Genomic DNA, 26,121 nt, shown 5'->3' on the forward strand with positions numbered 1-26,121 from the left:
CGCACGGGTTTCGCCGCACCTGCGACGGGTAGTCGGGGCACGATTCCGGGAGGACTCGGGGCACGACTCCGGGAGGACGTCGGGGCACGGTTCCGGGAGGGCCCGGCGGCCGCCGCACACCGGCCGGCCCGGGCGGGAGGCGCTCACCGGCCCGTCCCGCAGCCGGCGGGGCCAGGCCCGGAAGAGCGTCGATGGTGAAGGCCGGTGATCGAAGGAGGCGGTGGTCGTGCGGCCCAGGGATGATCCCCCAGGTGCCCCAGGCGACGACCCCGGTCCGCGCACAGGAGGCGGTGACCTGGACCTGGACGGGCTCCGGGCCGCCGATGTGATCGCCAGGGGCGTGCGCGGCGCCGAGCCCGGAGAGGTCCCGGGACGGCTGTGCGAGGTGGCGGTCGAGCTGCTGCCGGTGGTCGGCGCGAGCGTGTCGCTGCGCAGCGAGGGCATGCCCGTACAGCTGAGCGCGAGCAGCGCGCACGCCGCGCACCTGGCGCAGATCCAGGCGACGCTGGGCGACGGCCCCTGCCAGAGCGCGGTGCAGGACGGGGCACCCGTGCTCGCCTGCGACCTGACGACCGGCCGTGACGCGGGCCGCTGGCCGGTCTTCGCCCAGCAGGCCACCGAGGCCGGGGTTCGGGCGGTGTACGCGGTGCCGCTGGGCAGCGACGCGGTGTGCGTCGGCACCCTCGACCTGTACCGCGACAGCCCCGGCGGGCTCACCGACCGGCAACTGCACGTGGCCCGGCTCGTGGCCGGTGTCATGACGGTGGCCCTGATGGCACTGCCGCGCGAGGCCGAGGCCGAGCGGCGGGACGAGGAGCCCTGGCTGAGCGGGCTGGGCGCGGACCACGGGGAGGTCTACCAGGCCGTCGGCATGATCATGGCGCAGCTCGGCATCAGCGCCGACGACGCGCTCGCGCGCCTGCGGGCAGACGCCTTCGCACGCGGCTGCACGGCCCTCGACGCGGCCCGCGACGTGATCGCCCACCGCAGGCGTTTCGACCGGTACTGAGACCCGGCCGGCGCCGGTCAGATCCGTGCTTCTCCCTGCTTCCTGATCTCGGACAGGCGTTGCGCCCCGAGTTCCGCGGTCTGCTGCGTGACCTCCTCGTGCACCTCGTCGAGGCCGGCGTTGGTGAGTGTGATCGTGTCCTCGCCGACCCGCACGGCCGCGAGGTCCATCGTCAGGTACGTCAGCTCCCCGTCCTCCGTCTCGCCGGCCAGGGTGACCCGCAGGGCCTGCCGGGCGTCCCCCACCGGCGGCAGCGGCATGTCGCCGACCTGGACGGTCTGGACGCCGCCGCGCGTGGTCGTGGCCGTGAACTCGCCGCACTTCTCCGGCAGCGACTTCAGCCAGGCCAGGGCGCGGTCGGCGGCCGCCGGGGGATGGGCGGCGACGTGGTAGCGCAACTGGGCGTCGGTGTCGGCGCCGTCGAACGCGGCCGTCGCCTGCGGGCCGGCCGGGGTGCCGAAGAGTTCCTCCGAGTAGAGGACGTCGAGCAGCCGCTGGCAGTCAGGGTTCTTCGTGGTCGCCTTGAGCAGCCCGTCGCGCCAGGTCCTGGCACCCCGCGTGGGTCCCCACGGCTCCCCCAGATCGGCTGCGGTGATCAGCGCCGCCTGTGCCTGGGCCTCGGTGAGGCCGGCCCCGGAGCGCGCGGGCCGCTCGCCGGCGGGCGACGCGCCGGTGGGGGTGGCGGAGGCGGAGAACCACCGTGGCCGCGGCTCGTCCTGGACGGAACAGGCGGTCGTGGCCAGCAGGGCCGTCACGGACAGCGCGGTGGCGAGGAGGGCGCGGGGACCTGGGCCGCGTGGGCCGGCCGGGGGCTGGGGCATCGGAGGGCCTCCTGCGGGAAGTTCATGGAGGTGCCTCGGGGCGGGGCGGACTCTCCAAGATCGGGTACGTGCTCTTACGGCACCACCGCGACGGGCGGCACACCAGTGCGACGGGCTGTTCGGGTGAGGGGGCGCATGTGCGGCCGGTGCCCGCCATAAAGCCGTCGCCCCGCACACCGCCCTCCTGTTACGGTCCCGCCCATGAAGCGCGCCAAGCCGTTCCCGTCTCTCACGACGACGCCGGAGAGTGTCCCGGCGCGCTGACAGCTGACGCAGATGTCCGAAGCCCCGGGGCGAGTGCCCCGGGGCTTTGCCGTGGTGGGGGAGCTCGCCTCAAGACCCGAGGAGCCCGCCATGCAGGACCACATGCACGACCACCGACGGCTCGGCCGTGAACTGAACCTCTTCGACACCGACCCGCTGATGGGCGCGGGGCTGCCGTACTGGCTGCCCGACGGCGCGATCGTGCGGCACACCCTGGAGGAGTACGTCCGCGAGGCGGAACAGCGGGCCGGCTACCGGCACGTGTACTCGCCCGTCCTCGGCAAACGCGAGCTGTACGAGATCTCCGGGCACTGGGACCACTACAGCGAGGACATGTTCCCGCCGATGGACCTCGGCTCGGAGCAGGTCCTGCTCCGCCCGAGCCTGTGCCCCCACCACGCCCTGATCTACCGCTCCCGCTCCCACAGCTACCGCGAACTACCCCTCCGCATGGCGGAGTTGGGCGGCATGTACCGCTCGGAGCTGTCCGGTGTCCTCGGCGGCTTGACCCGGGTACGGGCCATCACCCTCAACGACGCGCACATCTTCTGCACCCTGGAGCAGGCCGTCGAGGAGGCACGTGCCGCGCTGGAGCTGATCGGCCGGGCCTACGCGGACCTCGGCATCCGCGCCGCCCGCCACCGCCTCTCCCTCCCCGGCCAGGGCGGCAAGTACGTGGCGGACCCGGACCTGTGGCGGCGGGCCACCGCCCTGCTGCGCGAAGTCCTGGACGGCTCGGGCATCCCCTACGAGGCCGCCGAGGGCGAGGCGGCCTTCTACGGCCCGAAGATCGACGTGCAGATCGCCGACCCCGCCGGGCGGGAGGCCACCCTCTCCACCGTCCAGATCGACTTCCACCAGCCCGAACGCTTCCACCTGCACTACATCGGCCCCGACGGGGCCAAGCACCGCCCGGTCATGGTGCACCGCAGCGTCATCGGCAGCGTGGAGCGCGCGGTCGCCCACCTCGTCGAGGCCCACGGCGGAGCCTTCCCGCCCTGGCTGGCCCCGGTGCAGCTGGTGGTGCTCCCGGTGGCGGACGACCAGGCCGGCCACGCCCACGAACTCGTCCGCCGCGCCCGTGGACTCGGCCTGCGCGCCGAGGTCTCCGGCCCCGGCCAGGGCACTCTCGCCGCCCGTATCCGCGCCGCTCGACTGGCCCCGTACCAGGCGGTGATCGGCGGCCGGGAGGCCGAAGCGGGCCAGGTGGCACCGCGGCTGCGGGACGGGCGGCGGCCGGCCGCCCTGCCCGCCGCCGAGTTCCTGCGGCGTATCGCGGACCGGGTGGCCGCTCGGGGCGCCGAGCTGTGGGAGGCGGCGTAGGAGCGGGTTCGCGCCCCCGTCCGTCCGGCGGGGACCCGTCCCGGAGGCGGAGTCGGCGCAGGCCGTATGGTCGCTCGTGCGGAGCCCGGTCCGGGCCCGGCGCTCGAACAGTGGAAGGAGCCACCGCCGTGACGGACGGTCAGCGTATTCCGGTGATCATCGATTGCGACACAGGCGTCGACGACGCCCTCGCCCTGCTGTTCGCCGTACGGCACCCGGCACTCGACGTGCGGGCGATCACCTGCGTGGCCGGGAACACGGACGTGGACGGCGTGGTCCGCAACACCCTGACCGTGCTGGAGGTGGCCGGTGCCGGTGACATCCCCGTCGCCCGGGGTGCCGAGCGTCCGCTGATCGAGCCCGTGCGGACGGCACGGCATGTGCACGGGCAGGACGGGATGGGCGACCTGGGGCTGCCCGCGCCGACCCGCGTGGCGGTCGACGTGGACGCGGTGACGCTGCTGCGTCGCGAGATCCTCGCCTCGCCGAGGCCGGTCACGCTGATTCCCATGGCGCCCCTGACGAACATCGCGCTGCTGCTGCGGACGCACCCCGAGGTGACCCGGAACATCGAGCGGATCGTGTTCATGGGCGGCGCGGTGGCGACCGGGAACGCCACCCCGGTCGCGGAGTTCAACGTGTGGCACGACCCGGAGGCCGCCGCGGTCCTGCTCACCGCGGGTGTGCCGATCACGATGTACGGCCTGGACGTGTTCAAGAAGGTTCTGGTGCCCGCGGGGGAGGTGCAGCGGCTGCGGTCGAGTGCGGAGCCGAGCCTGCGGATGGCCGGTGACCTGCTCGCCCACCGGGACCCGGCCACGTCGGGCGACCCCACGCCCACGGGCGGCCTCGGTGACGCGGGTGCGGTCTGCGCGGTCGTCGACCCGAAGGGCCTGACCACCGAGCGCCTGCCGGTCGAGGTCGTCCTGGCGCCGGGGCCCGCGCGCGGCCAGACGATCGTCGACCGCCGGCCACGGCTCGGGGAGTCCGAGATCCACGAGGGCATGCGCGAGCAGCCCTTGGTGGACGTGGCGCTGGGCGTCGACGTGGAGCGGTACGTGCAGCTGTGGCTGAAGACGCTGGACTGAGCCTGGGACAAGCCGGCTCCCTTTGCGTGGTCTGCCTCGTCTCGGGGCGCGAGGAGAGCGTAGGAGTACACTCCTTAGGGGTGTACTCCTCGTCCGCAGTCTTCCAAGGAGCCCCATGAACCGTCGGGCAAGGCCGGACAAGCCGTCGCGTGTCTACGATCGCGGGAGCGAGTGGGACGCGCTCACCTCCTTCGTGAACCGGCCTCGGCCGCACGCCATGCTCGGGATCGTCAGCGGCCGGCGACGCATGGGGAAGACGTACCTCCTGCGGGCGCTCGTCGAGCAGTGCGGAGGCTTCTACTTCGGAGCCACGGCGGGGACGGAGGCGGAGTCCCTCCGCCAGTTCAGTGCAGCTCTGGCAGACCACTCGGGTTCGCCAGTGCCCTTTTCCTTCGCCACGTGGGATGACGCGATCTCGTATCTCTTCGATCTCGCCGGGGCGGGGCGGAGGGACAGCCCGTTCCTCGTGGTCATCGACGAGTTCCCGTACTTGGTGAAGGTGGCCCCGGAACTGCCTTCGCTCATCCAGCGCGCGATCGACCGCTTCCAGGTGGAGGAGAGCCGTATGCGGTTGCTCCTGTGCGGTTCAGCGATGTCCGTCATGGGCGGGCTGCTGGCCCCCACGGCACCTCTGCGTGGCCGGGCGCAGCTGGAACTTGTCGTACGGCCCTTCGGATACCGGCCCGCGGCGGACTTCTGGAGCGTCGCCGACGATCCCGCGCTGGCCGCGCGACTGCACGCCATCGTGGGAGGTACCCCCGCGTACCGCCGCCAGTTCCTGGCGGATGACGTTCCCGCGGGTATGAGCGACTTCGACGACTGGGTGTGCCGCACCGTCCTGGCGCCGTTCAGTCCGCTCTTCCGAGAGGCCCGGTATCTGCTTGCAGAGGAGGCGGACATCCGTGACACCGCGCTGTACCACTCGGTGCTCGCGGCCGTGGCGCAGGGCAACACGACGCGAGGCGGCATCGCCGGCTACATCGGTCGCAAGTCCGTCGACATCTCGCATCCGCTGAACGTCCTGGAGGACAGTCACCTCCTGGTGCGGGAGGCGGACATCTTCCGGGCCGGCAAGTCCCAGTACCGCATCACCGAGCCGCTGATCACCTTTTATGAGGCCGTCATGCGCCCGGCCTGGGCGCGCCTGGAGAGCGGTCAGGCCGCGGAGGTCTGGGCGCAGTCGTCGGAGCGCTTCGCGGCGCAGGTGGCCGGTCCGCATTTCGAGGCGATGTGCCGCGAGTACGTGCTCGGACCGGGCCGCTCCTTGCTCGACACGTCACTGGGCGAGATCGGCAGCGGCGTGGTGACCGACTCGAGGGAGCGTCGGCAGATCCAGATCGACGTAGCCGTGGTGGAGCCGGGGTCCGGTGGGAACAAGTCCGCGGTCACGCTGCTCGGTGAGGCGAAGTGGGGGACCCTCATGGGAGTGAGCCACCTGGGGCGTCTGGAGCGGGCCCGGGAACTCCTTGCCGGGCGGGGGATGGACACCACGCGATGCGGTCTGGCGTGCTTCAGCGCTGCCGGTTTCAGCGATGCCCTGCGGGACGAGGCAGAGCGGGGTGGTGTCCTGTTGATCGGCCTCGACGAGCTCTACGGTCGGGCGACGCCGACGGCCGTTCTGCCCTAGAGAGATGGGGCCCCGGGCTCGGAAGCCCCGGGCCCCATCGGACGTCAACGCGTCGCGCGCTTCCTGCGGGTCACGACCACCATGGCCGCGCCGCCCGCCAGGAGCACGGCCGCGCCGATGGCGATCGGGCCCGTGCTGCTGTTGGCGCCCGTTTCGGCGAGGTCGCCACCGCCGCCGTTCGGCTTGGGGGCCGGGGGCGTCGTCGACTCGGAGGCGGACGGGGTGGGGGTGTCCGTTTCCGTGGCGGGGGGCGTCGAGGGCTCGGCGGGCTCCGACGGGGTGGCCGGCGGCGTGGTCTCCTCGGCCGGCTTCGAGGGGGTGGCCGGGGGCGTCGAGCTCGCCGGAGGCTCCGCCGGCGGGGGCGTCGTCGTGCAGTCCTTCGTGCCGCCGTTCCAGGCCGCGATCAGCTTGTCCTTGATGACCGGACGGTCCGGGCCCTTGGGCAGCTCACCGTGCTCGAAGCCGTCCTTCGCCTCGAGGTCGCCGTCGAACTTCACCGCGCCCCGGTAGAGGTCGATCTGCCCGAAGCAGCCCTTGTCCGGGATGGCGATGTCGAGCGAGTCGGTGCCGCCCGGCTTGACCGTGACCGTGTCGAAGTCGACGAACACCTGCTCGCCGGAGGTCTCGAAGGTCGCGCCGTGCGCGAGGTAGGAGGCCAGGGAGGCCGTGCACGTCGTCGCGTCGCCGGCCGTGCGGACCTTGATGTGGACCTTGCCGTCCTCGGTCGGCTTCAGGTTCTGGTCGTCGACCTTCACCGAGTCGAAGAAGTTCACGCCGTCGAGCGAGAACTGGCAGCGGTCGGTCCCGGTCTCCGTGCCCGCGCCGGTTCCGGGCTTGTAGGTGCCGCCGGACGACCAGCCGTCACCACCGGGCGAACCGGTGGCGAACGCGGTGGTGGCGGATGCGGCGCAGAGGGCGAGGGCCGCGGCGCCCGTCCCCAGCAGGCGGCGCGCGGTGACACGTCTCGCTATGGACATAGGGGTATCCCGTTTCTTGGCGTGTGCCTGAACCCGGGTGACGGCAAGCGGGCAGCGCGCGGCGCACGGCTGCCGGGGGCCACACCGGGGTGAGTGGTCTGAGAAACACTGGGCTCATTGGTCACATGCGCCTCAGTGCGCCCCCATCGTGGCCGTGCCGCAGCAGGCTGTCAACCTGCGGGTATGCAAGGAGAGTTGCTCCGTCATCACACTTTCATCACAGCGGGAATGGATCACTCCGATCAACGCGATGGTTCCTTTTTCCGGCATTCTGGACAGATTCAATGCTGTCGCCCGTATGCCCTGCGAAGGAGACCGCGTGACCGATCGCTCCACCCTCGACCTGTCGTCCCGGGACCCCGACTGGTGGCGCCAGGCCGTCGTCTACCAGATCTATCCCCGCAGCTTCGCCGACGCCGACGGTGACGGCCTCGGCGACCTGCGCGGCATCACCCGACGCCTGACCCACCTCGCCGCCCTGGGCGTGGACGCCCTGTGGCTGAGCCCCTTCTACCCGTCCGAGCTCGCCGACGGCGGCTACGACGTCGCCGACCCCCGCGGCGTCGACCCGCGCCTGGGCACCCTCGACGACTTCGACGCCCTGGTCGCCGAGGCGCACCGGCTCGGCCTGAAGGTCATCGTCGACATCGTGCCCAACCACTCCTCGGACCAGCACGTCTGGTTCCAGGAAGCGCTGCGCTCCGGGCCCGGCTCCGCGGCCCGCGACCGGTACGTCTTCCGCGACGGCCGCGGCGAGCACGGCGAACTCCCGCCCACCGACTGGCAGTCCGTCTTCGGCGGCAGCGCGTGGAAACGGGTCCCCGACGGCCAGTGGTACCTGCACCTGTTCGCCCCCGAACAGCCCGACCTCAACTGGGAGAACCAGGAGGTCCGCGCCGACTACCGCACCACCCTGCGCTTCTGGTCCGACCGCGGGGTCGACGGCTTCCGGGTCGATGTCGCCCACGCCCTCGTCAAGGACCTGAGCGAACCGCTGCGCGACCTCGGCGCGCCCGAGCTGAGCCGCGAGGAGGCCCTCACCGGCATGCCGCCGGGCACGCACCCCTTCTACGACCGCGACGACGTGCACGAGATCTACCGCGACTGGCGCAAGATCCTGGACGCCTACCGCCCGCCCCGGATGGCCGTCGCCGAGGCGTGGGTGCCCGGGGCACGGCGCGCGCTGTACGCCCGTCCGGACGAGCTCGGCCAGGCCTTCAACTTCGAGTATCTGGAGGCCGGTTGGGACGCGGCAGAGCTGAGGCAGGTCATCACCGAGTCGCTGGCCACCGCCCGGGCGGCGGGTGCCTCGGCCACCTGGGTGCTGTCCAACCACGACGTCGTCCGCCACGCCTCCCGGCTGATGCTCCCGCCCGGCACCGACCTCAACGCCTGGCTGCTCTCCGGCGGTCACGCCCCGGCCGTCGACGAGGCGGCCGGGCTGCGCCGGGCCAGGGCGGCCACCCTGCTGATGCTGGCGCTGCCCGGCTCGGCCTACGTCTACCAGGGCGAGGAACTCGGTCTGCCCGAGGTCGCCGACCTGCCCACCGAGGTGCTCCAGGACCCGATCTGGGAACAGACGGGCCACGTCCGCAAGGGCCGCGACGGCTGCCGGGTGCCGCTGCCGTGGACCACGACCGGACCGTCGTACGGCTTCGGGCCGGGCGGCGCCTGGCTGCCGCAGCCGCCCGGCTTCGCCGCCTACGCCGTCGAGGCGCAGGACGGCGTCGAGGGCTCGACCCTGGAGCTGTACCGCACGGCCCTGAAGCTGCGCCGCAAACTGCTCGACGGGGAGGAGCTGACCTGGGCGGCGGACGTCCCCGACGGCGTGCTCCAGTTCGACCGCTGCGAGGGCTGGCGCTGCGTGACGAACCTGTCCGGCACGGCGGTCCCGCTGCCCGCCGGTGAGGTGCTGCTGAGCAGCGCCCCACTGGAGGACGGCCGGCTGGGGCCGGACACGACGGTGTGGCTCGGGCGGTAGCCCCGGGCCCTGCTCGCCCCGCCGGGTACCGACGCGGCGGGGCGAGCGGAGGCGGCCGGGCCCGAACGTCCGGCACCGGCAGGGGGCCGGACGGCGCTCGGGCACGGCGGCCCGGGCGGCGTACAGGTCACGGCGGCCGGTGCGTGCCCTGCGCCGGTACGCGCCCGCGTGGGGCGCCCACCGCTGTGCGGGGCGCCCGGTCCGGCACCGGCAGGGGGCCGGACGGCGCTCGGGCACGGCGGCCCGGGCGGCGTACAGGTCACGGCGGCCGGTGCGTGCCCTGCGCCGGTACGCGCCCGCGTGGGGCGCCCACCGCTGTGCGGGCGCCCGGCGTCCGCCACCCGCACGGCCCAGCAATAGGCGCCACCTGCGGGAAGGCCCCGCGAGAATCGCCGGCAGAGTGCCGTCGACGTCCGCACAGGGAGCCCCGCCCGCCATGAACAGGTCCAGGAAGACAGCAGCCGTGGCGGGGGCCGTCGTCGCGGGGGTGCTCGCGTTGCCCGGCCCGTCGGCGACGGCCCGGGACGGCGAGCTGTGGGGTGCCGCGACCATCGCACCCGGCCGGGAGGGGATCGTCGCGGTCGCGGGCTCCCATGGCGTGGCGCCGGGTGCCACGCTGACGCTGACGGCGCCCCGGGGCGCCCGTGTGACGGCCACGCCGCTCGACGCGCCCGGCTACCTGGGCCGGGTCGCCGCCGACGGCCGTAGCGGGACGTACACCGTCACCGGCGACGCGGCCGGGCAGGCGTGGCAGAGCCGTACGTTCCCCTTCGTGCTCGCGGTCCCCGCCGACGCCGTGCCCGGCACGCGGCTGCGCGACTGCGTCCTGCTGATCACCGACGCGCACGGCGTGCGGCAGGCGGGCGGCCGGTGTGCCGTGACCGTGGGGCTGGCCGGGCCGACGCTGACCCGCCCGCTGTCCGGCGTGCCGCTGGACGTCCGGCCGCCGATCGCCGGTACGGCGCACCCCGGCGCCCGGATCACCGTCCGCGACAAGGACGACCGGGAGGCCTGCGTGACCACCGCCGCCCCCGACGGCACCTGGGCCTGCACCCCGGGCCCGGCGTTCCCGGCGGGCGCCAACCGGCTCCAGGCGGTCGCCACCCTGAACGGGGTGAGCGCCCTGAGCGAGCAGATCGACATCTCGGTGGCGGACGCCGGCGCCGGTCAGTAGCGCACGGCCCGGGCGACCTCGGCCCGGACCTCGCCGGACAGGTCGTGGGTGCTGCGGGCGGTGGCCGTGGCGGAGTCGCCCGCCTGCACGTGCTCCACGGTGACGATGACCGTGTCGATCAGCCGGCCCCCGGCGTCGTCGAAGTCGACCTGGACGGCGAAGGACCTGGCCGAGTCGTCGGTGTTGTCGACGGTGACCTCGGCCCGGGCCCGGTCGTCGGAGCCGACGGTGGTCTCGCCGACCTTCACATCGCCCTTGACGTCGATGCCGCCGCGGATGTCGTCGAGCCGGCGTCCGGCCTCCGCCGTGGCCGACTCCACGGCCTCGGAGGCCTGCGAGGCGATCGACCCGACCGCGGACTCCGCCTTGCGGGCGGTGTCCGCGGGGCTGTCGCCGCCGCAGCCGGTGAGCACGGCGGACAGGGCGAGCGCCAGCGCCGCACCGCCCGTCGCCCAGCGCGTCCGGTGGCGGGCAGCAGCCATGTCGCCTCCCTGGTCCTTGGGACGACGTCTTACGGCCTCACGGCGCCGCGGCGTCACGTGTGCCCGAGGCCGCCGCCGCCGAACGATCCGCTGGACCCGGGCAGCCAGCGGCGGGGCTTCTGGTCCTTGCCCGTCCTGGTGCTCGCGTGGTGCAGCTCATGGGGAAGGAGCCGCTGGCCGTCGCGCGTCACGACCGGCATCTCGTCGGGCTCCCGCATCTCCCGCATCTCATGGACCGGCCCGCCGTCCGGGAGGTGCGGCTGCTCCTCGGGGGCGGGGTGGTGGGTGTCCTTGTCCATGACCCGCATGCCGACCCGCACGGACCAGATCAGCGCGAGGGCGATGACCGCCCCGCCGATGAAGGCGATGGTCACGGCGACCGCGTGATCTGAGGACGCCGCCAGCAGTTCATACGTTGCCGTACTCATGCTCCGATTATCGCCGACGTAATGCGATAAAGCGCCCGCAATGTCCCGACCTGGCCATCCGCCCCGGACGCGCGGGCAACCTCCGCGGCGCCTGCGACGACCTGACGGTGATACCCCGTCCCCCCCCACACACGAGGGAGATCACCATGCGCAGACACCTCGCACGGCTGCTCACCGTGCTCGCCGTGCTGGCGGCGGCGCTGGCCACCCCCGGCATGGCGAGCGGCAAGGCGCAGGCCGCCGACGAGTGGAACCCGCCCGCGCACCTCGTCCAGCCCCTGAACGAGGTGTGGAACCACGTCGAGTCGACCTACGGCAACCTGTACGGCTTCCGCAACTACGGCTGGGACCAGGTCATGGCCAACCGTGGAAGCGTCAACTACTGCGTCCGCTGGGAGTCCGACGCCCCGGTCAGCGCCGCCCTGCGCGACCGGATCCACGCCGCGCTGAAGAAGCAGTTCGGCAAGTGGATGACGGCCATGACCGAGAACGGCAAGGGGCACAACGCCTGGCCCTACACGAACGTCCCCGTCAACATCGTCGGCTGGGCGGTGAAGAACCGCTCCACCCTCCAGTGGACCGACAACTCCGTCGACATCTACACCGGCATCCTCGACAGCGGCGGCGCCCCGCAGTGCGCCCCGGACTGCGGCCGCTTCTTCCACCAGGACGGCAACTACTCGAAGTGCCCGGGCGGCGCCGCCCGCCATTACGACCAGTCACTGTGGCTGACCAAGGGCTTCGGCGGCGGCGCGGGCGGTGACTGGGGCCAGCGCATGGGCCAGGAGTACTTCACCGGTGCCCTGAACCAGGAGAACATCCACATCTACCTGCACGAGGTCGGCCACACCTTCGGCCTCGACGACTTCTACGACTGGTCGCCGACCGGCCAGTGCTGCTTCCTGATGAAGGCGGGCAGCGCCACGCAGATCACCGAGTTCGACAAGTGGATGCTGCGTGACTTCTGGCGCCATCTGAAGAGCCGCTACGGCCTCTGACCGGCTCCGGGCGGTGCGGGCGGCCCCGGCTCCCGTGCCGCTCTCCGGCGTACGGTGGAAGAACCGGGGGTATTCCGCAACCGGTGGCCGGCGGTCTCCCGGCCACGCCCCCCCCGTCCGCAGCAGGAGTCCCGATGACGTCCGCCTCCTCGCCCTCTCCGCCCTTCCCGGCCCCCTCCGAGGTCCGGCTGAGACTCGCGGTCCAGCCGCGCCTCGGCCGCACGGCCCGCCGTATCGACGGGGCGTGGTGGCCCCGGTCGTACGACCTGGCCGCGGAACTGCCCGGCCTGCTGGCCGTGCTGCCGCGCTCCTGGGGCCGGATCAGCAGCGTCCTGGTCCACGGGGACACCTGGCTCGACTGCCCGGAGCACCTGGACGTCGCCGGCCAGGAGGTCCACGTGGGCCGCAGGGACTCGCCGATCACCCCGGACACCGTCTGCCTGCTCACGCCCGGCCGGGGCCGCTGGGACCTTCTGGTGGTGCCGCCCGCGACGACGGAGACGGAGGCGGTCGGACTCATGGAGCGGGCCGTCACAGAGGGCGAGTGACGCCGGGGAGCTAGTGCGCGAGCAGCACCAGCGCCAGGGCGACCAGCGCCGGGACGGTCTGGACGAAGAGGATCTTCCGGCTGGCGGTGGCCGCGCCGTACACCCCCGCGACCGCCACGCACACCAGGAAGAACACCGAGACCTGGAAGCCCACCGGGTCGGACGCCACCGCGCCCCAGAGCAGGCCGGCGGCGAGGAAGCCGTTGTAGAGGCCCTGGTTAGCGGCCAGGGCCTTCGTGCCTTCCGCGAACTCGGCGCTGGTGCCGAAGGCCGCGCGGGCCCGCGGAGTGGTCCACAGGAACATCTCCAGCACCAGGATGTAGGCGTGGAGGGCGGCGAGAACCAGCACCGCGAGGGTGGCGAGGGTCGACATGGGCCGCATCATCGCAGGCCCGCCCGGCCGGTCCTCGCCCCGCCGTCCTCGTTCGGGCCCGTCCGAGAGGCGGCGCGGGGCGCCGGGTGGCAGATTGCGGGCAGTGGAAGGCCGGGCCGGGCCGTCGCGTCCCCGCGTGTGCCGCTCGGGAGCCCGGCCCGGCCTTCCCGCCCGGTGGCGGTCGGAAGCAACGACGGGGCCCACGGCGATCTTCGGCGAACCCGGCTCCGGGTCCGCCGTTCGGCCGAGGGAGTGGCTCGCGTGGTCGCGAACGGTGGCCGTTCGGCCGAGGTGGCGGGACCGGCCCCGGCAGGAGATTGAGGGTCGGTCCTCGACCCCGTGACAGAGGTGAGTGAGGGCCCGTCCCTCCGCCCTGTCACAGGAGTACGGCCATGGCCCTTCAGTTCCGGCCCGCGTCGAGCGCGCCGGCGGTCCCCGCCCCGCGCGCGCTCCGTCACCGGGAGGGCTTGCGACAGCCCCCGCGAGGAGCGCGCCGGGACGGCCTCTACTGGGCCGGGTCGGCGGTGTTCGCGCTCGTGCTGGCCGCGGTGACGACGCTGCCCGCCCACCGGGTGTGGGGTGCGTGCGCGGCCGTCGGTTATGCGGGGGCGGCCGTCCTGGCAGGCCGCACCCCGTACGCCTGGGGCCGGGCGAGCGCGGTCGCGGCGGTCGCGGGCTCGGTACTGCTGCCGCTGGCGGTGCTGATGGTGCTGGGCACGGCCCAGTCGGAGGTCGGAGTCGTCGAGCACTCCGGCGACCTGCTGCTCGCCACCGGCAGTCCCTACGCCCCGCATCCGTCGCTCGTGGACGACTTCAACCCGTACCTGCCGGGCATGGCCCTGCTCGGCCTCCCCCACGCCCTGCTGGGCGACAGCCCGCTGACGGACGCCCGGCTGTGGTTCGCGGCGGTGTTCGTGGGCGCGCTGGCCGTGGCGGCACGCCCCGGGGGCGGCCGGGTGCGCGGGGGCTGGAGGCGCGGGGCTCCTTCCGCCGCACGTACGGCCCCGGCCGACCCGGTCAACCCTGTTCTGCTGTTGGCCAGTTGTCCGGCCGTCGCGCTGGCGCTGGCGGTGGGCGGGGTCGATCTGCCGGTGATCGGGTTGATGTGTCTGGGGCTGGCCCTCGCGGGGCGGCGTGGGGGGTGCCGTGGGCGCGGGGGCGGCGATGGGGGCCGCGGCGGCGCTGAAGTGGACCGCCTGGCCGCTGCTGCCGGTCGCGCTGGTGCTGCTCGCGGTGACGGCGGGGCGCCGGGCCGCCGTGCGGGCCGCGGTGACGGCCCTGGCGGTGGCGGCGGCCGGTGTCGTGCCGTTCGCCCTCGTCGATCCGCACGCGTTCGTCGAGCACGTGGTGCTGTTCCCGCTCGGCGCGGCCGGCGCCGGATCGCCGGCGACCAGTCCGCTGCCCGGTCACCTGCTCGCCACCCATGTGCCCGGGGGCCGCGCCATCGCCGTGACGGCGCTGGCCGGGACCGCCGTCGGAATGGCGGTCTGGCTCCTGGCCCGCCCGCCGCGCACGGTCGTCGCCGCGGCGGACCGTGCGGCGCTCGGACTGGCCCTGGCCATGTGCCTGATGCCGGCCACGCGCTTCGGCTACCTCGTCTATCCGCTGGTGCTGGCCGCGTGGTTCCGACGTGACCGCTTTCTGCCGTCACATGGCCGAATCTCCGTTGCCCATGAGCCTCAACTTTGATCAGCTGTCTCACTGGTCTTGTTCGATTCTGATCGAGCATCGCACGGCTCCCAGGGGAGGAGCTTGTGACAAGTGGGGGAGTTTCCTTGATGCATCACGATTCCGTCGTGCTGCGCCGCGCCAGATTCCGGCGCGGCGCCGCGGCTCTGACGTTCGTGGCGTTGACCGCCGGCACCGCCCTGACGGGCGTACCGGTCGCCACGGCCGCCGGCAGCGCGGCCCTCGCAGGGACGACCTGCACGCCGACGGAGGGCTTCTCAGGCTGCCGGCTGTTCGATCCGACGGGCGCCCGCGAGGAGTTCCAGGTCCCGGCCGGCGTCACGGCGCTGGACGTGCGGGCCTGGGGCCAGGGCGGCGAGGGCACCCCCTCCGCCAACGGCGGCGCGGGCGGCTACACCGCGGGCACGCTCAGCGTCACGCCCGGGGAGCGGCTGTCGCTCGCGGTCGGCGTCCAGCGCTTCGGTGACGCGCTCGGCGGCGCGGGCGGCGGCAAGCGCGCCGCGGTCGGCGGCAACAGCAGCGGCGTCCGCACCGGCGACGGCAAGCCGCTGCTCATCGCCGCCGGTGGTGGCGGCGGTGGGTACGGCAGCCCGGAGTCCGGCCAGGGCGGCCCCGGTGGCGGCGAGCGCGGCCAGGACGGCACCAAGCCGGAGCGCGGCGGCAAGGGCGCGGCCGGTCCCACCGGCGGCGCGGGCGGCGGCAACGGCTCCCCCGGCGCCGACGCGTCCGCGGGCGGCAAGGGCGGTGCGGGCGGTTCCGGTTCGGGCGGCGAAGGCGGAGGCGGCGGCGCCGGCTACGCGGGCGGCGGCGGTGGCGGCGGCACGGACGAAGACCGGGGCGTGGCCGGCAGCGGCGCGGGCGGCAGCAGTTATGTCGACCCGAACCGGGTGACCGGCGCCCGGCTGCTCATCGGCGACCGCACCCAGGCCCCGGCCGAGAACGACCCCTTCTGGCAGGCATCCGACGAGCCGGTGCGCGGCGGCATCGCCGAGGGCGGCGTCAACACCGACCGCTCCGGCCACGGGCGGATCGTCTTCCAGTGGAAGACCTCCGCGATCGCGGAGCTCACCCAGGTCGCCGGAGGCGGCCAGACCGTCCCGCCGGGCGGCGGCGCGGACCCGGTGGCCGTGGTGGCCCGGGACAAGGCCGGAAACCCGGTCGAGAACGCCTCCGTCACCTTCACGGTCGAGGACCCGGACAAGCTCGGCGCCTTCTTCTTCGTCAAGGGCGGCGCCGACACCACCGAGCTGGCCGTGCCGACCGACGCCCGGGGCCGCGCCCGGTCCGCGCCGCTCCAGGCGGGCAACGACAAGGAAGGCACGTTCACGGTCCGCGCCGAGGCCGGCGGCGCCTCGACGGTCTTCACCGTGAGGGTGAAGAAGTCGTCCTACACCGTGACCGTCGCGGGCGGTGACGGCCAGCAGGCCGAACAGGGCCAGGACTTCGCGGAGGCCCTCCAGGCCCGCGTGGTCAGGTCGGGCGCCACGGCACCGGCCGGCACGGAGGTCGAGTTCCGCGTCGAGGACGACAGCGACGACGCCCCCCGCTTCGAGGACGGCGAGCAGGTCGTCCGCGTCAGGACCGACGACTCGGGCAAGGCCACGGCGCCGACCCTGACCGCAGGTGAGGGCACGGGCACGTACACGGTCGCCGCGTCGGTCGGTGACGCCATGACCCAGTTCGCGGTCGAGGTCGTCGCCGGTGACGGGCCCTCGGCGTCCCCGAGCCCCTCGGCCGACCCGACCGCCTCGGCGTCCCCGAGCCCGTCGTCCAGCACGAGCACCTCGGGCACGACCGGCGGCATCGGCTCCTCGACCACGGGCGGCACGTCGACGGACCTCGACAGCGGCAGCCTCGCCTCGACCGGCACCGGCGGCATCGGCCTCCTCCTCGCGGCGGCCGCGGCCCTGGCCACGGTGGGCTTCGCGGCGTTCCGCCTCGCCCCGCGCCTGAGGCTCCGCTCGCGCGACGACGCGTGACGCGGCGGCACAGCGCCTGACACCAGGCGTCACCGCGACTGACACCACGCGTCACCGCGACTGGCACCACGCGTCACCGCGACTGCCCGTACCCGATCACCGGGTGCGGGCAGTCGCCGTTTCGGGCGCCGGAGAAACAGGCGATGAGAGAGGTGCGCGTTTTGCGGAACCTTTGCCCGGGGGTCGGGCGTTGGGCCAGTGAGCGCGCGGGAGCGGGTTCGCGAGATGACTTCCGACGATTACCGAGGTGACTCAATGGCAGTCTGGGACAAGCTCAAGGACCAGGCCAAGGCTCTCCAGCAGAATCAGGGCGGGCGTGGCGCCACCGGTGGGCACAGCGGGGGGACGAGGTCCGGCGGTGGCAGCAAGGCCCAGCTGATCGGTGTGCTGAAGACGCAGCTCGGCTCGCTGAAGACGGAGTTGAAGAGCGGTGCCTACCGGGACGCGAGCATGGCGGTGTGCGCGCTGGTCGCGGCGGCCGACGGGCAGGTGGATCCGGCCGAGCGGCAGCAGGTCGAGTCGATGATCCTCAGCAACGACGTGCTCCAGAACTTCCCGCCGGAGCAGCTGCGACAGCGTTTCAACAAGCATGTCGACCAGCTCACGATGAACTTCCAGCACGGCAAGGCCGAGGCCATGCAGGAGATCGCCAAGGCCGCCAAGAAGCCCACCGAGGCCCGGGCCGTGATCCAGACCGGCATGGTCATCGCCGGTGCCGACGGCCACTTCTCCCAGGCAGAGGCGACGGTCCTGCGCGAGGCCTGCGCGACGCTGGGGCTGTCCCCGGCCGAGTTCCAGCTCTGAGTCCCGGCTCTGATTCGACCCCTGGTTCCGCTCTGATCAGCGATCCGGCCAGGCCCCCCTCGGTCCCGCCTGGGGGGCCCGCAGCGCGTCCACGGCGAGGCGGGCCGCCGTGCCGATGACCGCGTCGGCGGCGGGCTGAAGGGCGGAGGTGCGGGCCGTGCGCGTGAAGACGGCGACGGCGTAGCGGCCCCCGTCGGGATACTCGACCACGCCGACCTCGTTGCGCACGGTCGGCAGACTGCCCGTCTTGCCCGCCACGTGGACGTCGTCGAAGGGAAACCCGGACGCCAGCCGGTGCGGCCACACCTGGAGCCCGAGGACCCGGCGGATGGCCGCGCCGTGCTCGGGCGTGCAGGCCTCGTCGCGCCAGACGGCGGCGAGCAGCCGTGTCATGTCACGCGGGGTGCTGTGGTTGGTACGGGCCGGGTCCAGAGCCCGCAGCCGTGCGACGACGTGCGGGTCGGCCAGCGACCGTGCGCCCCCGGGGCCGGCGTCCTCCTTGATGGTGGCGAGGAGTTCGCCGAAGGTGTGGACGGCGTGCGTGCCGGTGAGGCCCAGGCGGGCCGTCGTGCGGTTGACGGCGTCGAGACCGACGCGGGCCAGCAGCAGGTCGGCGGCGGCGTTGTCGCTGACGGACATCATCAGATAGGCGAGGTCCCGCAGCGACAGCCGGGCGCCGTCGAGCATGGCGGCGAGTCCCGTCGGGCCGGCGGTGCGTCCCTCGGGCGGGCACTCGACCTGCTCGGTGAGGTCCAGGAACCCCGCCGCGGCCTGCTCGTGGAGCGTGACCAGCAGACAGAGCTTGTGGACGCTGGCGGTGCAGACCGGCTGGTCCGCCCCGGCGTCGAGCTGCGCGCCGCTGTCGATGTCGACGGCGTGCAGCCGGCCGGTGACCCCGGCGTCGGCGAAGGCCGCGTGGATGCGGGTGAGGGCGTCGGTCACAGCCAGTACTCCGATGCCGGGCGCAGGTGCAGCGGGCGGGCAGGCAGGTCGGGGGCCGCGCCGGCGGTGGTGCGCAGCGCGTGTGTGGCGGCCTCGGCGAACGCGGACACGGCGGCGTCCCCGCGTCCCGCGGGCCAGGCGACGGAGTGCCGCAGGGCCAGCGGTGCGCCGGTGAGGGGCCGCCATACGACACCCTTTTCCGTGTCCACGCCCGCTGCGGCCTCCGTGCCTTCTTTCGCGTGCCCGTGGGTGTCCCGCGGGCCGAAGGCCACCGCCTCCGTGGACAGCACCAGTCCGCGTACGAAGCTGGAGCCCAGGGCGTGGCGTACGGCGGGTGGGGTGTAGCCGTTGCGGGCGCAGGTGGTCAGGAGGTCGTCGTAGACGGCGGGGGCGCCGGCGCGGGGGAAGAGGATCAGGTCGTGGCCGGTAAGGGAGGAGAGCGGTACCTCGTCGAGCCCGGCCGCCGCCGCGCCGCGCGGCAGCAGCACGCCCAGTTCGCGCCGCAGCACCGGGCCCAGTTCGAGCCCGGAGACGTCACACGGGTGGTGGATGAGCCCGACGTCCAGCTCGTGCGCGGCGAACCGTTCCAGTTGCTGGGCGGTGGACAGCTCGTGCAGCTCCAGCTCCAGGCCGCTCGCGCCCGCTCCGCTGAAGCCCGCCAGCAGCGCGGCGACGGTCTCCCCGGAGAGGTCCGGCGGCAGCGCGGCACGCAGCAGGCCGGTCTCGCCGTCCCGGACGCGGCGCGCGGTGGCCATGAACGCCTCGGAGCGGGCGAGCACCTCCCGGGCCTCCGCCAGCAGCAGCGCCCCGGGCTCGGTGAGGGCGACCTGGCGGCTGGTGCGTTCGAAGAGCCGTACGCCCAGGCGCCGTTCCAGGCGCTGGATGCGCTGCGAGAGCGGCGGCTGGGCCATGCCCAGACGAGCTGCGGCCCGGCCGAAGTGTGACTCTTCTGCAACAGCCACAAAGCACTCCAGGTGCCGCACCAGGTCCACGAGCAGTAAGCATATCGGTTCGATATTGATCCGAGATCGATAGCGGTCTTGGACAAGATGCCTGGACGCTGCTGTTCTCGTGGCATGGATCACCACGACAACACCAGTGTCACGACCGAGGGTCGCAGACCGCGCCGGACGGCCCTGCGGGCCGTCACGGCGGGCGCGGTGGTGCTGGCCGTCGCCGCCGGCGGGGCGTTCGCAGCCGGTCTCGGCCCCTTCGAGCGGGACACCGGACCCGACCCCGCGGCCGGGAAACAGGCCCGCGCGTTCCTCGCCGACTGGGCCGCCGGCCGGCTGCCGAGCGCGGCCGGCCGTACGACCAGCCCCGGCACGGCACAGCGGGTGCTGGACAGCTTCACCACCGGCCTCGACATCAGCAAGCCGAAGCTCACCGCCCAGTCCGCGGCCGAGGGCGAGGACGGCACGGTCACCGTCCCCTTCACCGCCCGGATGCCCGTCGAGGGCCTGGGCACCTGGACCTACGAGTCGAAGCTGCCGCTGCGCGAGCAGAGCGACGGCAGTTGGAAGGTGGACTGGAAGCTCTCCCTCGTCCACCCGCGCCTGAGCGATACCGAGAAGTTCCGCCTCGAAAGGGAGGAGACGAAGCCCCCGGAGGTCACCGACCGGGAGGGAACGGCCCTGTCGGGTGCGGAATTTCCTTCCCTGGGGCCGGTCATGGCCCGGCTCGGCGGGGGCGGCGAGGGCACCGGCCCGCGCGGGGCGATCCACCTGGTCGACCGGACCACCGGGAAGGTCGAGCGCACGGAGGCCACATTCGGCGCGCGGACGGTCCGGGACGCGGGCCCGGTCCGCACGACCCTCGACGCCGACTGGCAGGCCGCCGCCGAGAAGGCCCTGGCCGCCCACGCCGACCGCAAGAACGCCGCGCTCGTCGCCCTGCGGATCGACGACGGCGAGATCCTGGCCGTGGCGAACTCCCCGTCGTCCGGCTTCAACCGCGCCCTGTCCGGCACCTATGCGCCCGGCTCCACCTGGAAGGTCGTCACCAGCAGCGCCCTGCTCCTCAAGGACGCCGTCGCACCGGACGACGTGGTGGACTGCCCCAAGTACCTCACGGTGGGGAAGCGGTTCCAGAACGTGGAGCTGTCCGAGCACCCCGGCGCCACCTTCCACAAGGACTTCACCGAGTCGTGCAACACCGCCTTCATCAGCCTGCGCGACCGGCTCGACGACGGGGAACTGGGCGACGTGGCCCGCAAGTACTTCGGCGTGGGCCAGGAATGGCACGTCGGGGCACCCTCGTACGACGGCTCGGTGCCCGTGCCGAAGGACGAGACCGAGAAGGCCGCCTCGATGATCGGTCAGGGCCGCGTGCAGGCCAACCCGCTGATCATGGCGTCCGTCACCGCGACGGCCGTCTCCGGTACCTTCCACCAGCCCTCGCTCACCGAGGGGAACGAGGACACGACCAGCACGACCCCGCTGCCGGAGGGGGTCGTCGCCCAGCTCCGCCAGATGCTGCGCGCCACCGTCACCGACGGCACCGCGCGCGTCCTGTCCGACCTGCCCGGCGAGATCGGGGCCAAGACCGGCACCGCCGAGGTCTCCGACGACCAGGACAACAACGGCTGGCTCGTCGCGCACCGCGGCAACGTGGCCGTCGCCTGTGTCGTCGAGGAGGGCGTCACCGGCGGCGGCTCCGCCGGGCCCGTCGTCCGCGGTCTGCTGGCCGCCGTCCCCGGCGACTCCGAGTGAGAGGAACACGACGCATGCCCGCCGACGCGCCCGCCTCGTCCCGCCGCGCCTTCCTGGCCGCCGCGGCATTGCTCCCCGTCGCCGGATGCGGCACGGCCGGCCGGGACACCGACCGCGCGGGCCGGGCCACCACGACCACCCGGCCCGCCCCGGAGCCGAGCCGCCGCGCCCCCGCGCCGCCCGTCCACCGCCCGCGCCTGGCGGACCTGGAGCGCGAGTACGGCGCCCGCGTCGGCGTCTACGCCCTCGCGACCGGCACCGGCGCCACGGCGGTCCACCGCGCCGACGAGCGCTTCGCGTTCTGCTCGGTCTTCAAGGCCCTGGCCGCCGCGGCGGTCCTGCACCACCGCTCCCTCGACGGCCTGGACCGGCGTGTCACCTACACGCGGGCCGACCTCAAGTCGACCACGCCCATCACCGGACGGAACGTCGCGACCGGCATGACCCTCCGCCAACTCTGCGACGCCGCCGTCCGCCACAGCGACGGCACGGCCGGCAACCTGCTCATGCGCGACCTCGGCGGCCCGGCGAAGCTCACCGCCTATCTGCGCGGACTCGGCGACACCGTCAGCCGCATGGACCACTACGAACCGGAACTGCACGACGTACCGCCGGATGACCCCGGCGACACCACCACCCCCCGCGCGGTCGCCACAGACTTCCGCAAGCTGCTCCTGGGCACGGCCCTGCCCGCCGGTGAACGGGCGCTGCTGACGGACTGGCTCTCGCACAACGCCACCCCGGTCGGCGCCCGCCGCATCCGGGCCGGACTCCCCAAGGACTGGCAGGTGGCCGACAAGACCGGCACGGGCAACTACGGCAGGGCCAACGACATCGCGATCGTCCGCCCGCCCCGCACCGAACCGCTCGTCCTGGCCGTCATGACCGACCGGCCCGGCTACGACGCCGAACCCTCGAACGCCCTGATCGCCGAAGCCACCGCCCGGACCATCACCGCCCTGGGGCTCTAGAGGTCCCGGGCCAGAGATCCCCGGGCCAGAGATCCCCGGTCCAGGGGCCCCCGGGCCCCAGGTGGCCTATAACGGGGGCCATGATCTACCACTCCGTACCGCTCACCGACTGGCACGCCGCCCCCGAGGGTCCGTACGCGCCCGCCTCCCTCGCAGAGGAGGGCTTCGTGCACTGCTCACCGGACGAGCCGACCACGCTCGCCGTCGTCAACGCCTTCTACCGGGACGCGCCCCGGCCCCTGCTGGTGCTCGCCCTCGACGAGGCCCGCCTCACCGCGCGGGTGGAGTGGGAGGCGGCGGACCCCGCCCCGCCGCCCGGGGTCGACGCGGGCACCCTGTTCCCGCACGTGTACGGCCCCCTCGACCGGGACGCCGTCGACCACGTCCTCGAGGTGCGGTGGGACGAGCAGGGCCGGGCGGTGGGACTGGTGGACAGGGACGGGTGAGCGGTACGACAGGATGACCGGGTGAGCGATCAAGAAGCCCCCGTCACCGCCCCCACTCCAGGCCCCGCCCTGCGCCCGGTCCGTGGCGCGGCCCGCTGCGCCGTCGCCGCGCTCGCCCTCGCCGCGCTGGCCTGGGCGGCCCGGGCGGTCTGGCACGTCCGGCTCGCCATGGCGGGGCAGCCGGCGTCCGGCCCGCCGGACCAGGGCGGCGGCCAACACCGCCCGCTGACCGCCCTGGAGGACTCCTACCACCTGGTCAGCTCCTGGGGCGGCGCGGTCACGCTGCTCTGCGCGCTCGCGTTCCTGCTCTGGCTGGACCGCGTCCGCGACAACGCCCGTGCCCTCTCGGGCACGGAACCGCGGTACGGGAATCCGTGGCTCTTGCTGGGTTGGATCGTCCCCGTCGTGAACCTGTGGATACCCCGGGGCATCGTCGCGGACGCCCACCGGTCCGTCTTCCCCGACCGGCGGCTGCCGGCCGTCGTGAACTGGTGGTGGGCCCTGTGGCTGGCCGGTCTGGCCGGCGGCGTGGGCCTCGTCTACGCCGACTCCACGGACGAGGTCATCGCCCGCGCCTACACCGGCGTCCTGCCCCTGCTCGCCGCGGACGTGGTGATCGTGGCGGCGGCCGGAACCGCCGCCCTCATGATCCGCACGCTCACCACCGCCCAGCAGGAGCGCATGGACGAGACCGCACCGGCAGCGCCCCCCGGGAACGCCTCCTAACGCTCCCGCGGCCGGTACACCGACGCGACGAACGAGGCCGTCACCCGCACCGGAGCTGCCAACTCCCCGACCTGCCGCCGCAGTTCCGCCTCACCGACGTGACGCGCGGCCGGGCTCATGGTCACCAGGGCGGCGACGTCCTCGGCGGTGAGGCTCATGGCGTACTCCAGCGACTCGGCGCGCTCGTGCCGGAAGCGGTCCGCCAACGTCCGGTGCAGGCGCTCCCCTTTCCTGGGGTCGACCGCCAGCAGGCCCACCGAGCGGCGCAGTTCGCGCAGGTGCCGGTCGCTGGGCGTGACGACGAGCAGGGCGCCGTCCGGCCGGAGGACGCGGTGGAACTCCGGCCCGTTGCGAGGGGCGAAGACGTTGAGCACCAGGTGGGCGCAGCCGGAGCGGACGGGCCACGGCTGCCAGACGTCCCAGCCGGCGGCCTCGGCGCGGGAATGCGCGCGGGCCGAGGCGCGCAGGGCGTGCGCCGAGCTGTCCAGCCCGAGCCCCATGGCCCCGGGGAGCGCGTCCAGGACGGTCGCGAGGTAGTGACCGGTGCCCGCCCCGGCGTCCAGTACGACGCCGTCGGGCGGGGCGAGTTCCGTGGCGAGCCCCGCGAGGGCGCGGGCGAGCGGGTCGTAGTGCCCGGCCCGGAGGAACGCGCTGCGGCACCTGACCATGTCGGCGGAGTCGGCGCTCGCGGCGCGCCGGTGGCCGGTCAGCAGACTGACGTATCCGTGGCGGGCGATGTCGAAGGTGTGCCGGCCCGCGCACCGCAGCGCACCGTCGGCGCGCTCCAGGTCGGACGGGCACAGGGGGCAGGTCAGGACGGTCAGCAGCCGGTCGGACGGGCGGCGTCGGCCGGTTCCCGGACGGGTGGTCGGCATGAATGCTCCTCGACAGCTCGGCGGGCCAAGAGGCCACGAGCCGAGCTGGATGCAGGCGGTGAACGGCGGATCGTCGGGAGCGCCCGCGGACGGCGGGCACGCCGAGGACGGCGACGTGACCTGGTCACGTCGCCGTCCTCACCGCGGTGTCAGAGGAAGCAGTGCGGAATGCCGGTGCATGCCATACGGCCAGGCTACCGGCTGCCCCCGAACGTCACGACGAGCCGCCCGTCCGAGGCGAAGGACCAGCGCAGGGCCCCGGCGTAGGAGGAGCAGCGGGAACCGTTCGAGCCGGACCAGAACTGGTTCGAGCCGTCGGAGTCGCCGATGACCCGGTCGTTCGACCCGCTGTCGCACGAGGTGTTGTTCCGGAACACCGACGTGCTGCCCGAGTCGAAGTTGAAGTTGCGCTGCTCGTTGCCGACGCTCACGTTGTCCGAGACCTGCATCGCGCCGGTGTTCCTGTTGTAGGTGAATCCGTGCTTGCCGTTCTGGTAGGCGATGCTGCGCCGGACGACGTGGTTGACGCCGATGTCCTCGCCGCCGAGCTTGTAGCCGTTGCGGTCGCCGTTGCCGGCCTGGGAGCCGTCGCTGAGGGTGCCGTTGTCGTAGGCGAGGGAGTCCTCGATGGTGACGGCGCCGATGGGGCCGGTGTCCGTCTTGGTGTAGAGGTCGTAGCCGTCGTCGATGTTGTTGTGGGCCACGGTGTAGCGGAAGACGTTGCCGGGTCCGACGGTGAGCTTCGGGGCGAAGCCGTCGGCGTCCTCGCCGTCGGAGTCGACGTTGTCGTGCGATTCCGCGCTCAGGATGAGGTTGTGGGACGGCCACTGGTCCTTGGGTGTGCTGGAGAGCGCCCGTGAGAGCTGGAGCCCCGAGTCGCGGTTGAAGCGGGTCACCGTGCGCTCGATGACGTTGTTGCTGCCGCCGACGAAGATGCCGTTGTCACCGGCCCGTTCGACGACGAGGCCCTTGACGTGCCAGTACGACGCGTTGACGGCGAGGCCGCGGTTGGCCGGGTCCTCGCTCTGGGCGGAGAAGTCCAGCACGGGCGTCTCGCCCGGGTAGGCGAAGAGTTCCGTGCGGTCGCCGGAGGTGCCGTTCCGGCCCGCCGGGATGGTGACCGTCTGGGAGTGGCGGTAGGTCCCGCCGCGCACGTAGATCGTGCCGCCGGCGGAGATGCGGCTGATCGCGGAGGTGAGGGTCGTGGGGTTCGCCTCCGTGCCGGCCGCGCTGTCGGTGCCGCTCGGCGAGACGTACAGGACCGGGCCGGTGGGCTGCGGTTGGCTGTCGCCCGTCTCGACGTCGAGGTGGTCGATGTTGGGCAGGCCGCCGGAGGTGGTCGGGGCCAGCCGGACGGTGTTGCCGCCCGACCGCAGCGGCACGGTGAGCGTCTTGGTCGCCCAGGTGTTCCAGGCGCCGGTGCCCTCGAAGGACGCCGTGCCGGCCGTCGTGCCGTTGACCACGATGTTCGCGGTGCGCGCGGCGGTCGTGCCGTTGGCGAAGCGGACCTTCAGGGTGGCGGTGCCGGCGGCGGGCGCGGTGACGGTGAACTGGGCGTAGCCGCCGGTTGCGTTGTCGCCGTTGCAGAAGCCGGTGCCGGAGTATCCGGCCCAGTTCGATTCGATGGCGCCGGCGCAGACGGCCGGCGACGTCTCGGCCTCGTACCGGGTGGTCGCCGCCTGTGCCGTGGTCCCGGACAGCGCGACGAGGCTGCCGGCCAGGAGGCCGACGGAAGCGATCACTGGTCTCAGGTGCATCTTCGTCTCCAGGGTGAGAGCGGACGCATGGGGCTGGCTGGAGTAAGCGCTTTCTGGGAACGTAAGAGCTTGCCGTGGACGCGTCAATAGACGTGTACATGATTCTCATTCATATTCATGAACATCCG

23 protein-coding genes and 1 pseudogene are annotated in these 26,121 nt (G+C 73.4%); 15 read left to right on the plus strand and 9 right to left on the minus strand.

The features are described 5' to 3' along the window. The first annotated feature begins 220 nt into the window (after positions 1–220). Positions 221–1,009 carry a GAF and ANTAR domain-containing protein gene (locus CP976_RS22610; protein ID WP_150482010.1) on the plus strand — a complete coding sequence of 263 codons (789 nt, stop codon included), beginning with the start codon at positions 221–223 and terminating at the stop codon, positions 1,007–1,009. 17 nt (positions 1,010–1,026) lie between these two features. Here the strand turns inward: CP976_RS22610 and CP976_RS22615 are convergent, their stop codons facing one another. Beyond that, on the minus strand, positions 1,027–1,830 hold the full coding sequence (locus tag CP976_RS22615) for a hypothetical protein (RefSeq protein ID WP_150482011.1): 804 nt from the start codon (positions 1,828–1,830) through the stop codon (positions 1,027–1,029). A gap of 366 nt (positions 1,831–2,196) precedes the next feature. Here CP976_RS22615 and thrS point away from each other — a divergent pair, with 366 nt between their 5' ends. The 3 genes from thrS (at position 2,197) to CP976_RS22630 (ending at position 6,132) form a co-directional block, all read left to right on the plus strand. Beyond that, positions 2,197–3,417: a threonine--tRNA ligase gene (thrS, locus tag CP976_RS22620; RefSeq protein ID WP_190146872.1), complete on the plus strand. Its 1,221-nt coding sequence runs from the start codon at positions 2,197–2,199 to the stop codon at positions 3,415–3,417. Between the two features lie 128 nt (positions 3,418–3,545). Then, positions 3,546–4,505 (plus strand): nucleoside hydrolase, encoded by a 960-nt coding sequence (locus tag CP976_RS22625; protein WP_150482013.1) that lies wholly within the window; start codon positions 3,546–3,548, stop codon positions 4,503–4,505. A 115-nt stretch (positions 4,506–4,620) separates the two neighbouring features. After that, positions 4,621–6,132: an AAA family ATPase gene (locus tag CP976_RS22630; RefSeq protein WP_150482014.1), complete on the plus strand. Its 1,512-nt coding sequence runs from the start codon at positions 4,621–4,623 to the stop codon at positions 6,130–6,132. A 44-nt stretch (positions 6,133–6,176) separates the two neighbouring features. Here CP976_RS22630 and CP976_RS22635 read toward each other — a convergent pair whose 3' ends face one another. After that, complete coding sequence (locus CP976_RS22635) at positions 6,177–7,109, minus strand: LAETG motif-containing sortase-dependent surface protein (protein WP_150482015.1); 933 nt, start codon at positions 7,107–7,109, stop codon at positions 6,177–6,179. Positions 7,110–7,407: 298 nt separating this feature from the next. On the opposite strand from CP976_RS22635, the gene CP976_RS22640 reads away from it, so the two are divergent. Beyond that, positions 7,408–9,090 carry a glycoside hydrolase family 13 protein gene (locus tag CP976_RS22640; RefSeq protein WP_167537391.1) on the plus strand — a complete coding sequence of 561 codons (1,683 nt, stop codon included), beginning with the start codon at positions 7,408–7,410 and terminating at the stop codon, positions 9,088–9,090. A gap of 436 nt (positions 9,091–9,526) precedes the next feature. Then, the gene (locus CP976_RS22645) at positions 9,527–10,264 is read left to right on the plus strand and encodes a carboxypeptidase regulatory-like domain-containing protein (protein WP_150482017.1); all 738 of its coding nucleotides are present in this window, start codon (positions 9,527–9,529) and stop codon (positions 10,262–10,264) included. Here the strand turns inward: CP976_RS22645 and CP976_RS22650 are convergent. Both CP976_RS22650 and CP976_RS22655 read right to left on the minus strand, forming a co-directional pair. Further along, complete coding sequence (locus CP976_RS22650; protein WP_150482018.1) at positions 10,258–10,746, minus strand: hypothetical protein; 489 nt, start codon at positions 10,744–10,746, stop codon at positions 10,258–10,260. The genes CP976_RS22645 and CP976_RS22650 overlap by 7 nt on opposite strands. A 53-nt stretch (positions 10,747–10,799) precedes the next feature. After that, positions 10,800–11,174: a DUF6479 family protein gene (locus tag CP976_RS22655; protein ID WP_150482019.1), complete on the minus strand. Its 375-nt coding sequence runs from the start codon at positions 11,172–11,174 to the stop codon at positions 10,800–10,802. A gap of 146 nt (positions 11,175–11,320) precedes the next feature. Between CP976_RS22655 and CP976_RS22660 the strand changes: the two genes are divergently transcribed. Beyond that, positions 11,321–12,172 (plus strand): hypothetical protein, encoded by an 852-nt coding sequence (locus tag CP976_RS22660; RefSeq protein ID WP_150482020.1) that lies wholly within the window; start codon positions 11,321–11,323, stop codon positions 12,170–12,172. Between the two features lie 134 nt (positions 12,173–12,306). Next, positions 12,307–12,720: a DUF5994 family protein gene (locus CP976_RS22665; protein WP_150482021.1), complete on the plus strand. Its 414-nt coding sequence runs from the start codon at positions 12,307–12,309 to the stop codon at positions 12,718–12,720. A gap of 10 nt (positions 12,721–12,730) precedes the next feature. Here CP976_RS22665 and CP976_RS22670 read toward each other — a convergent pair whose 3' ends face one another. Beyond that, positions 12,731–13,093 (minus strand): DUF1304 domain-containing protein, encoded by a 363-nt coding sequence (locus CP976_RS22670; RefSeq protein WP_150482022.1) that lies wholly within the window; start codon positions 13,091–13,093, stop codon positions 12,731–12,733. A gap of 392 nt (positions 13,094–13,485) precedes the next feature. Here CP976_RS22670 and CP976_RS43800 point away from each other — a divergent pair. From CP976_RS43800 to CP976_RS22685, 3 genes and pseudogenes are all read left to right on the plus strand, one after another. Then, a pseudogene (locus CP976_RS43800) lies at positions 13,486–14,782 on the plus strand (glycosyltransferase 87 family protein). 89 nt (positions 14,783–14,871) lie between these two features. After that, a complete protein-coding gene (locus CP976_RS22680; RefSeq protein ID WP_150482023.1) occupies positions 14,872–16,761 on the plus strand; it encodes a glycine-rich protein in 1,890 nt (629 codons plus the stop codon). A gap of 255 nt (positions 16,762–17,016) precedes the next feature. Then, entirely contained in the window at positions 17,017–17,565 is a 549-nt protein-coding gene (locus tag CP976_RS22685) for a tellurite resistance TerB family protein (protein WP_086850379.1), read from the plus strand. 36 nt (positions 17,566–17,601) lie between these two features. Here CP976_RS22685 and CP976_RS22690 read toward each other — a convergent pair whose 3' ends face one another. Together CP976_RS22690 and CP976_RS22695 are read right to left on the minus strand one after the other, a co-directional pair. After that, positions 17,602–18,507, minus strand: a complete 906-nt coding sequence (locus CP976_RS22690) for a serine hydrolase (protein ID WP_150482024.1) — start codon at positions 18,505–18,507, stop codon at positions 17,602–17,604. Further along, positions 18,504–19,499, minus strand: a complete 996-nt coding sequence (locus CP976_RS22695; RefSeq protein ID WP_150482025.1) for a LysR family transcriptional regulator — start codon at positions 19,497–19,499, stop codon at positions 18,504–18,506. The genes CP976_RS22690 and CP976_RS22695 overlap by 4 nt, the downstream gene beginning before the upstream one ends. 84 nt (positions 19,500–19,583) lie before the next feature. Here CP976_RS22695 and CP976_RS22700 point away from each other — a divergent pair, with 84 nt between their 5' ends. The 4 genes from CP976_RS22700 to CP976_RS22715 all read left to right on the plus strand — a co-directional run bounded on the left by CP976_RS22700 (position 19,584) and on the right by CP976_RS22715 (position 23,361). Continuing rightward, positions 19,584–21,218 (plus strand): penicillin-binding transpeptidase domain-containing protein, encoded by a 1,635-nt coding sequence (locus CP976_RS22700; RefSeq protein ID WP_150482026.1) that lies wholly within the window; start codon positions 19,584–19,586, stop codon positions 21,216–21,218. Between the two features lie 14 nt (positions 21,219–21,232). After that, positions 21,233–22,189, plus strand: a complete 957-nt coding sequence (bla, locus tag CP976_RS22705; protein ID WP_150482027.1) for a class A beta-lactamase — start codon at positions 21,233–21,235, stop codon at positions 22,187–22,189. Between the two features lie 80 nt (positions 22,190–22,269). Then, positions 22,270–22,635, plus strand: coding sequence for a DUF952 domain-containing protein (locus CP976_RS22710; RefSeq protein ID WP_150482028.1), 366 nt, complete (start codon positions 22,270–22,272; stop codon positions 22,633–22,635). 21 nt (positions 22,636–22,656) lie between these two features. Next, positions 22,657–23,361 (plus strand): DUF4328 domain-containing protein, encoded by a 705-nt coding sequence (locus CP976_RS22715; RefSeq protein WP_150482029.1) that lies wholly within the window; start codon positions 22,657–22,659, stop codon positions 23,359–23,361. Here the strand turns inward: CP976_RS22715 and CP976_RS22720 are convergent. Continuing rightward, the gene (locus CP976_RS22720; protein WP_150482030.1) at positions 23,358–24,236 is read right to left on the minus strand and encodes a putative RNA methyltransferase; all 879 of its coding nucleotides are present in this window, start codon (positions 24,234–24,236) and stop codon (positions 23,358–23,360) included. The genes CP976_RS22715 and CP976_RS22720 overlap by 4 nt on opposite strands. Before the next feature lie 194 nt (positions 24,237–24,430). Further along, on the minus strand, positions 24,431–25,993 hold the full coding sequence (locus CP976_RS22725) for a carbohydrate-binding protein (RefSeq protein ID WP_150482031.1): 1,563 nt from the start codon (positions 25,991–25,993) through the stop codon (positions 24,431–24,433). Positions 25,994–26,121: the final 128 nt, after the last annotated feature.

The sequence above is a fragment of the Streptomyces coeruleorubidus genome (genome assembly GCF_008705135.1).
Classification (GTDB): Bacteria; Actinomycetota; Actinomycetes; order Streptomycetales; family Streptomycetaceae; genus Streptomyces; species Streptomyces coeruleofuscus.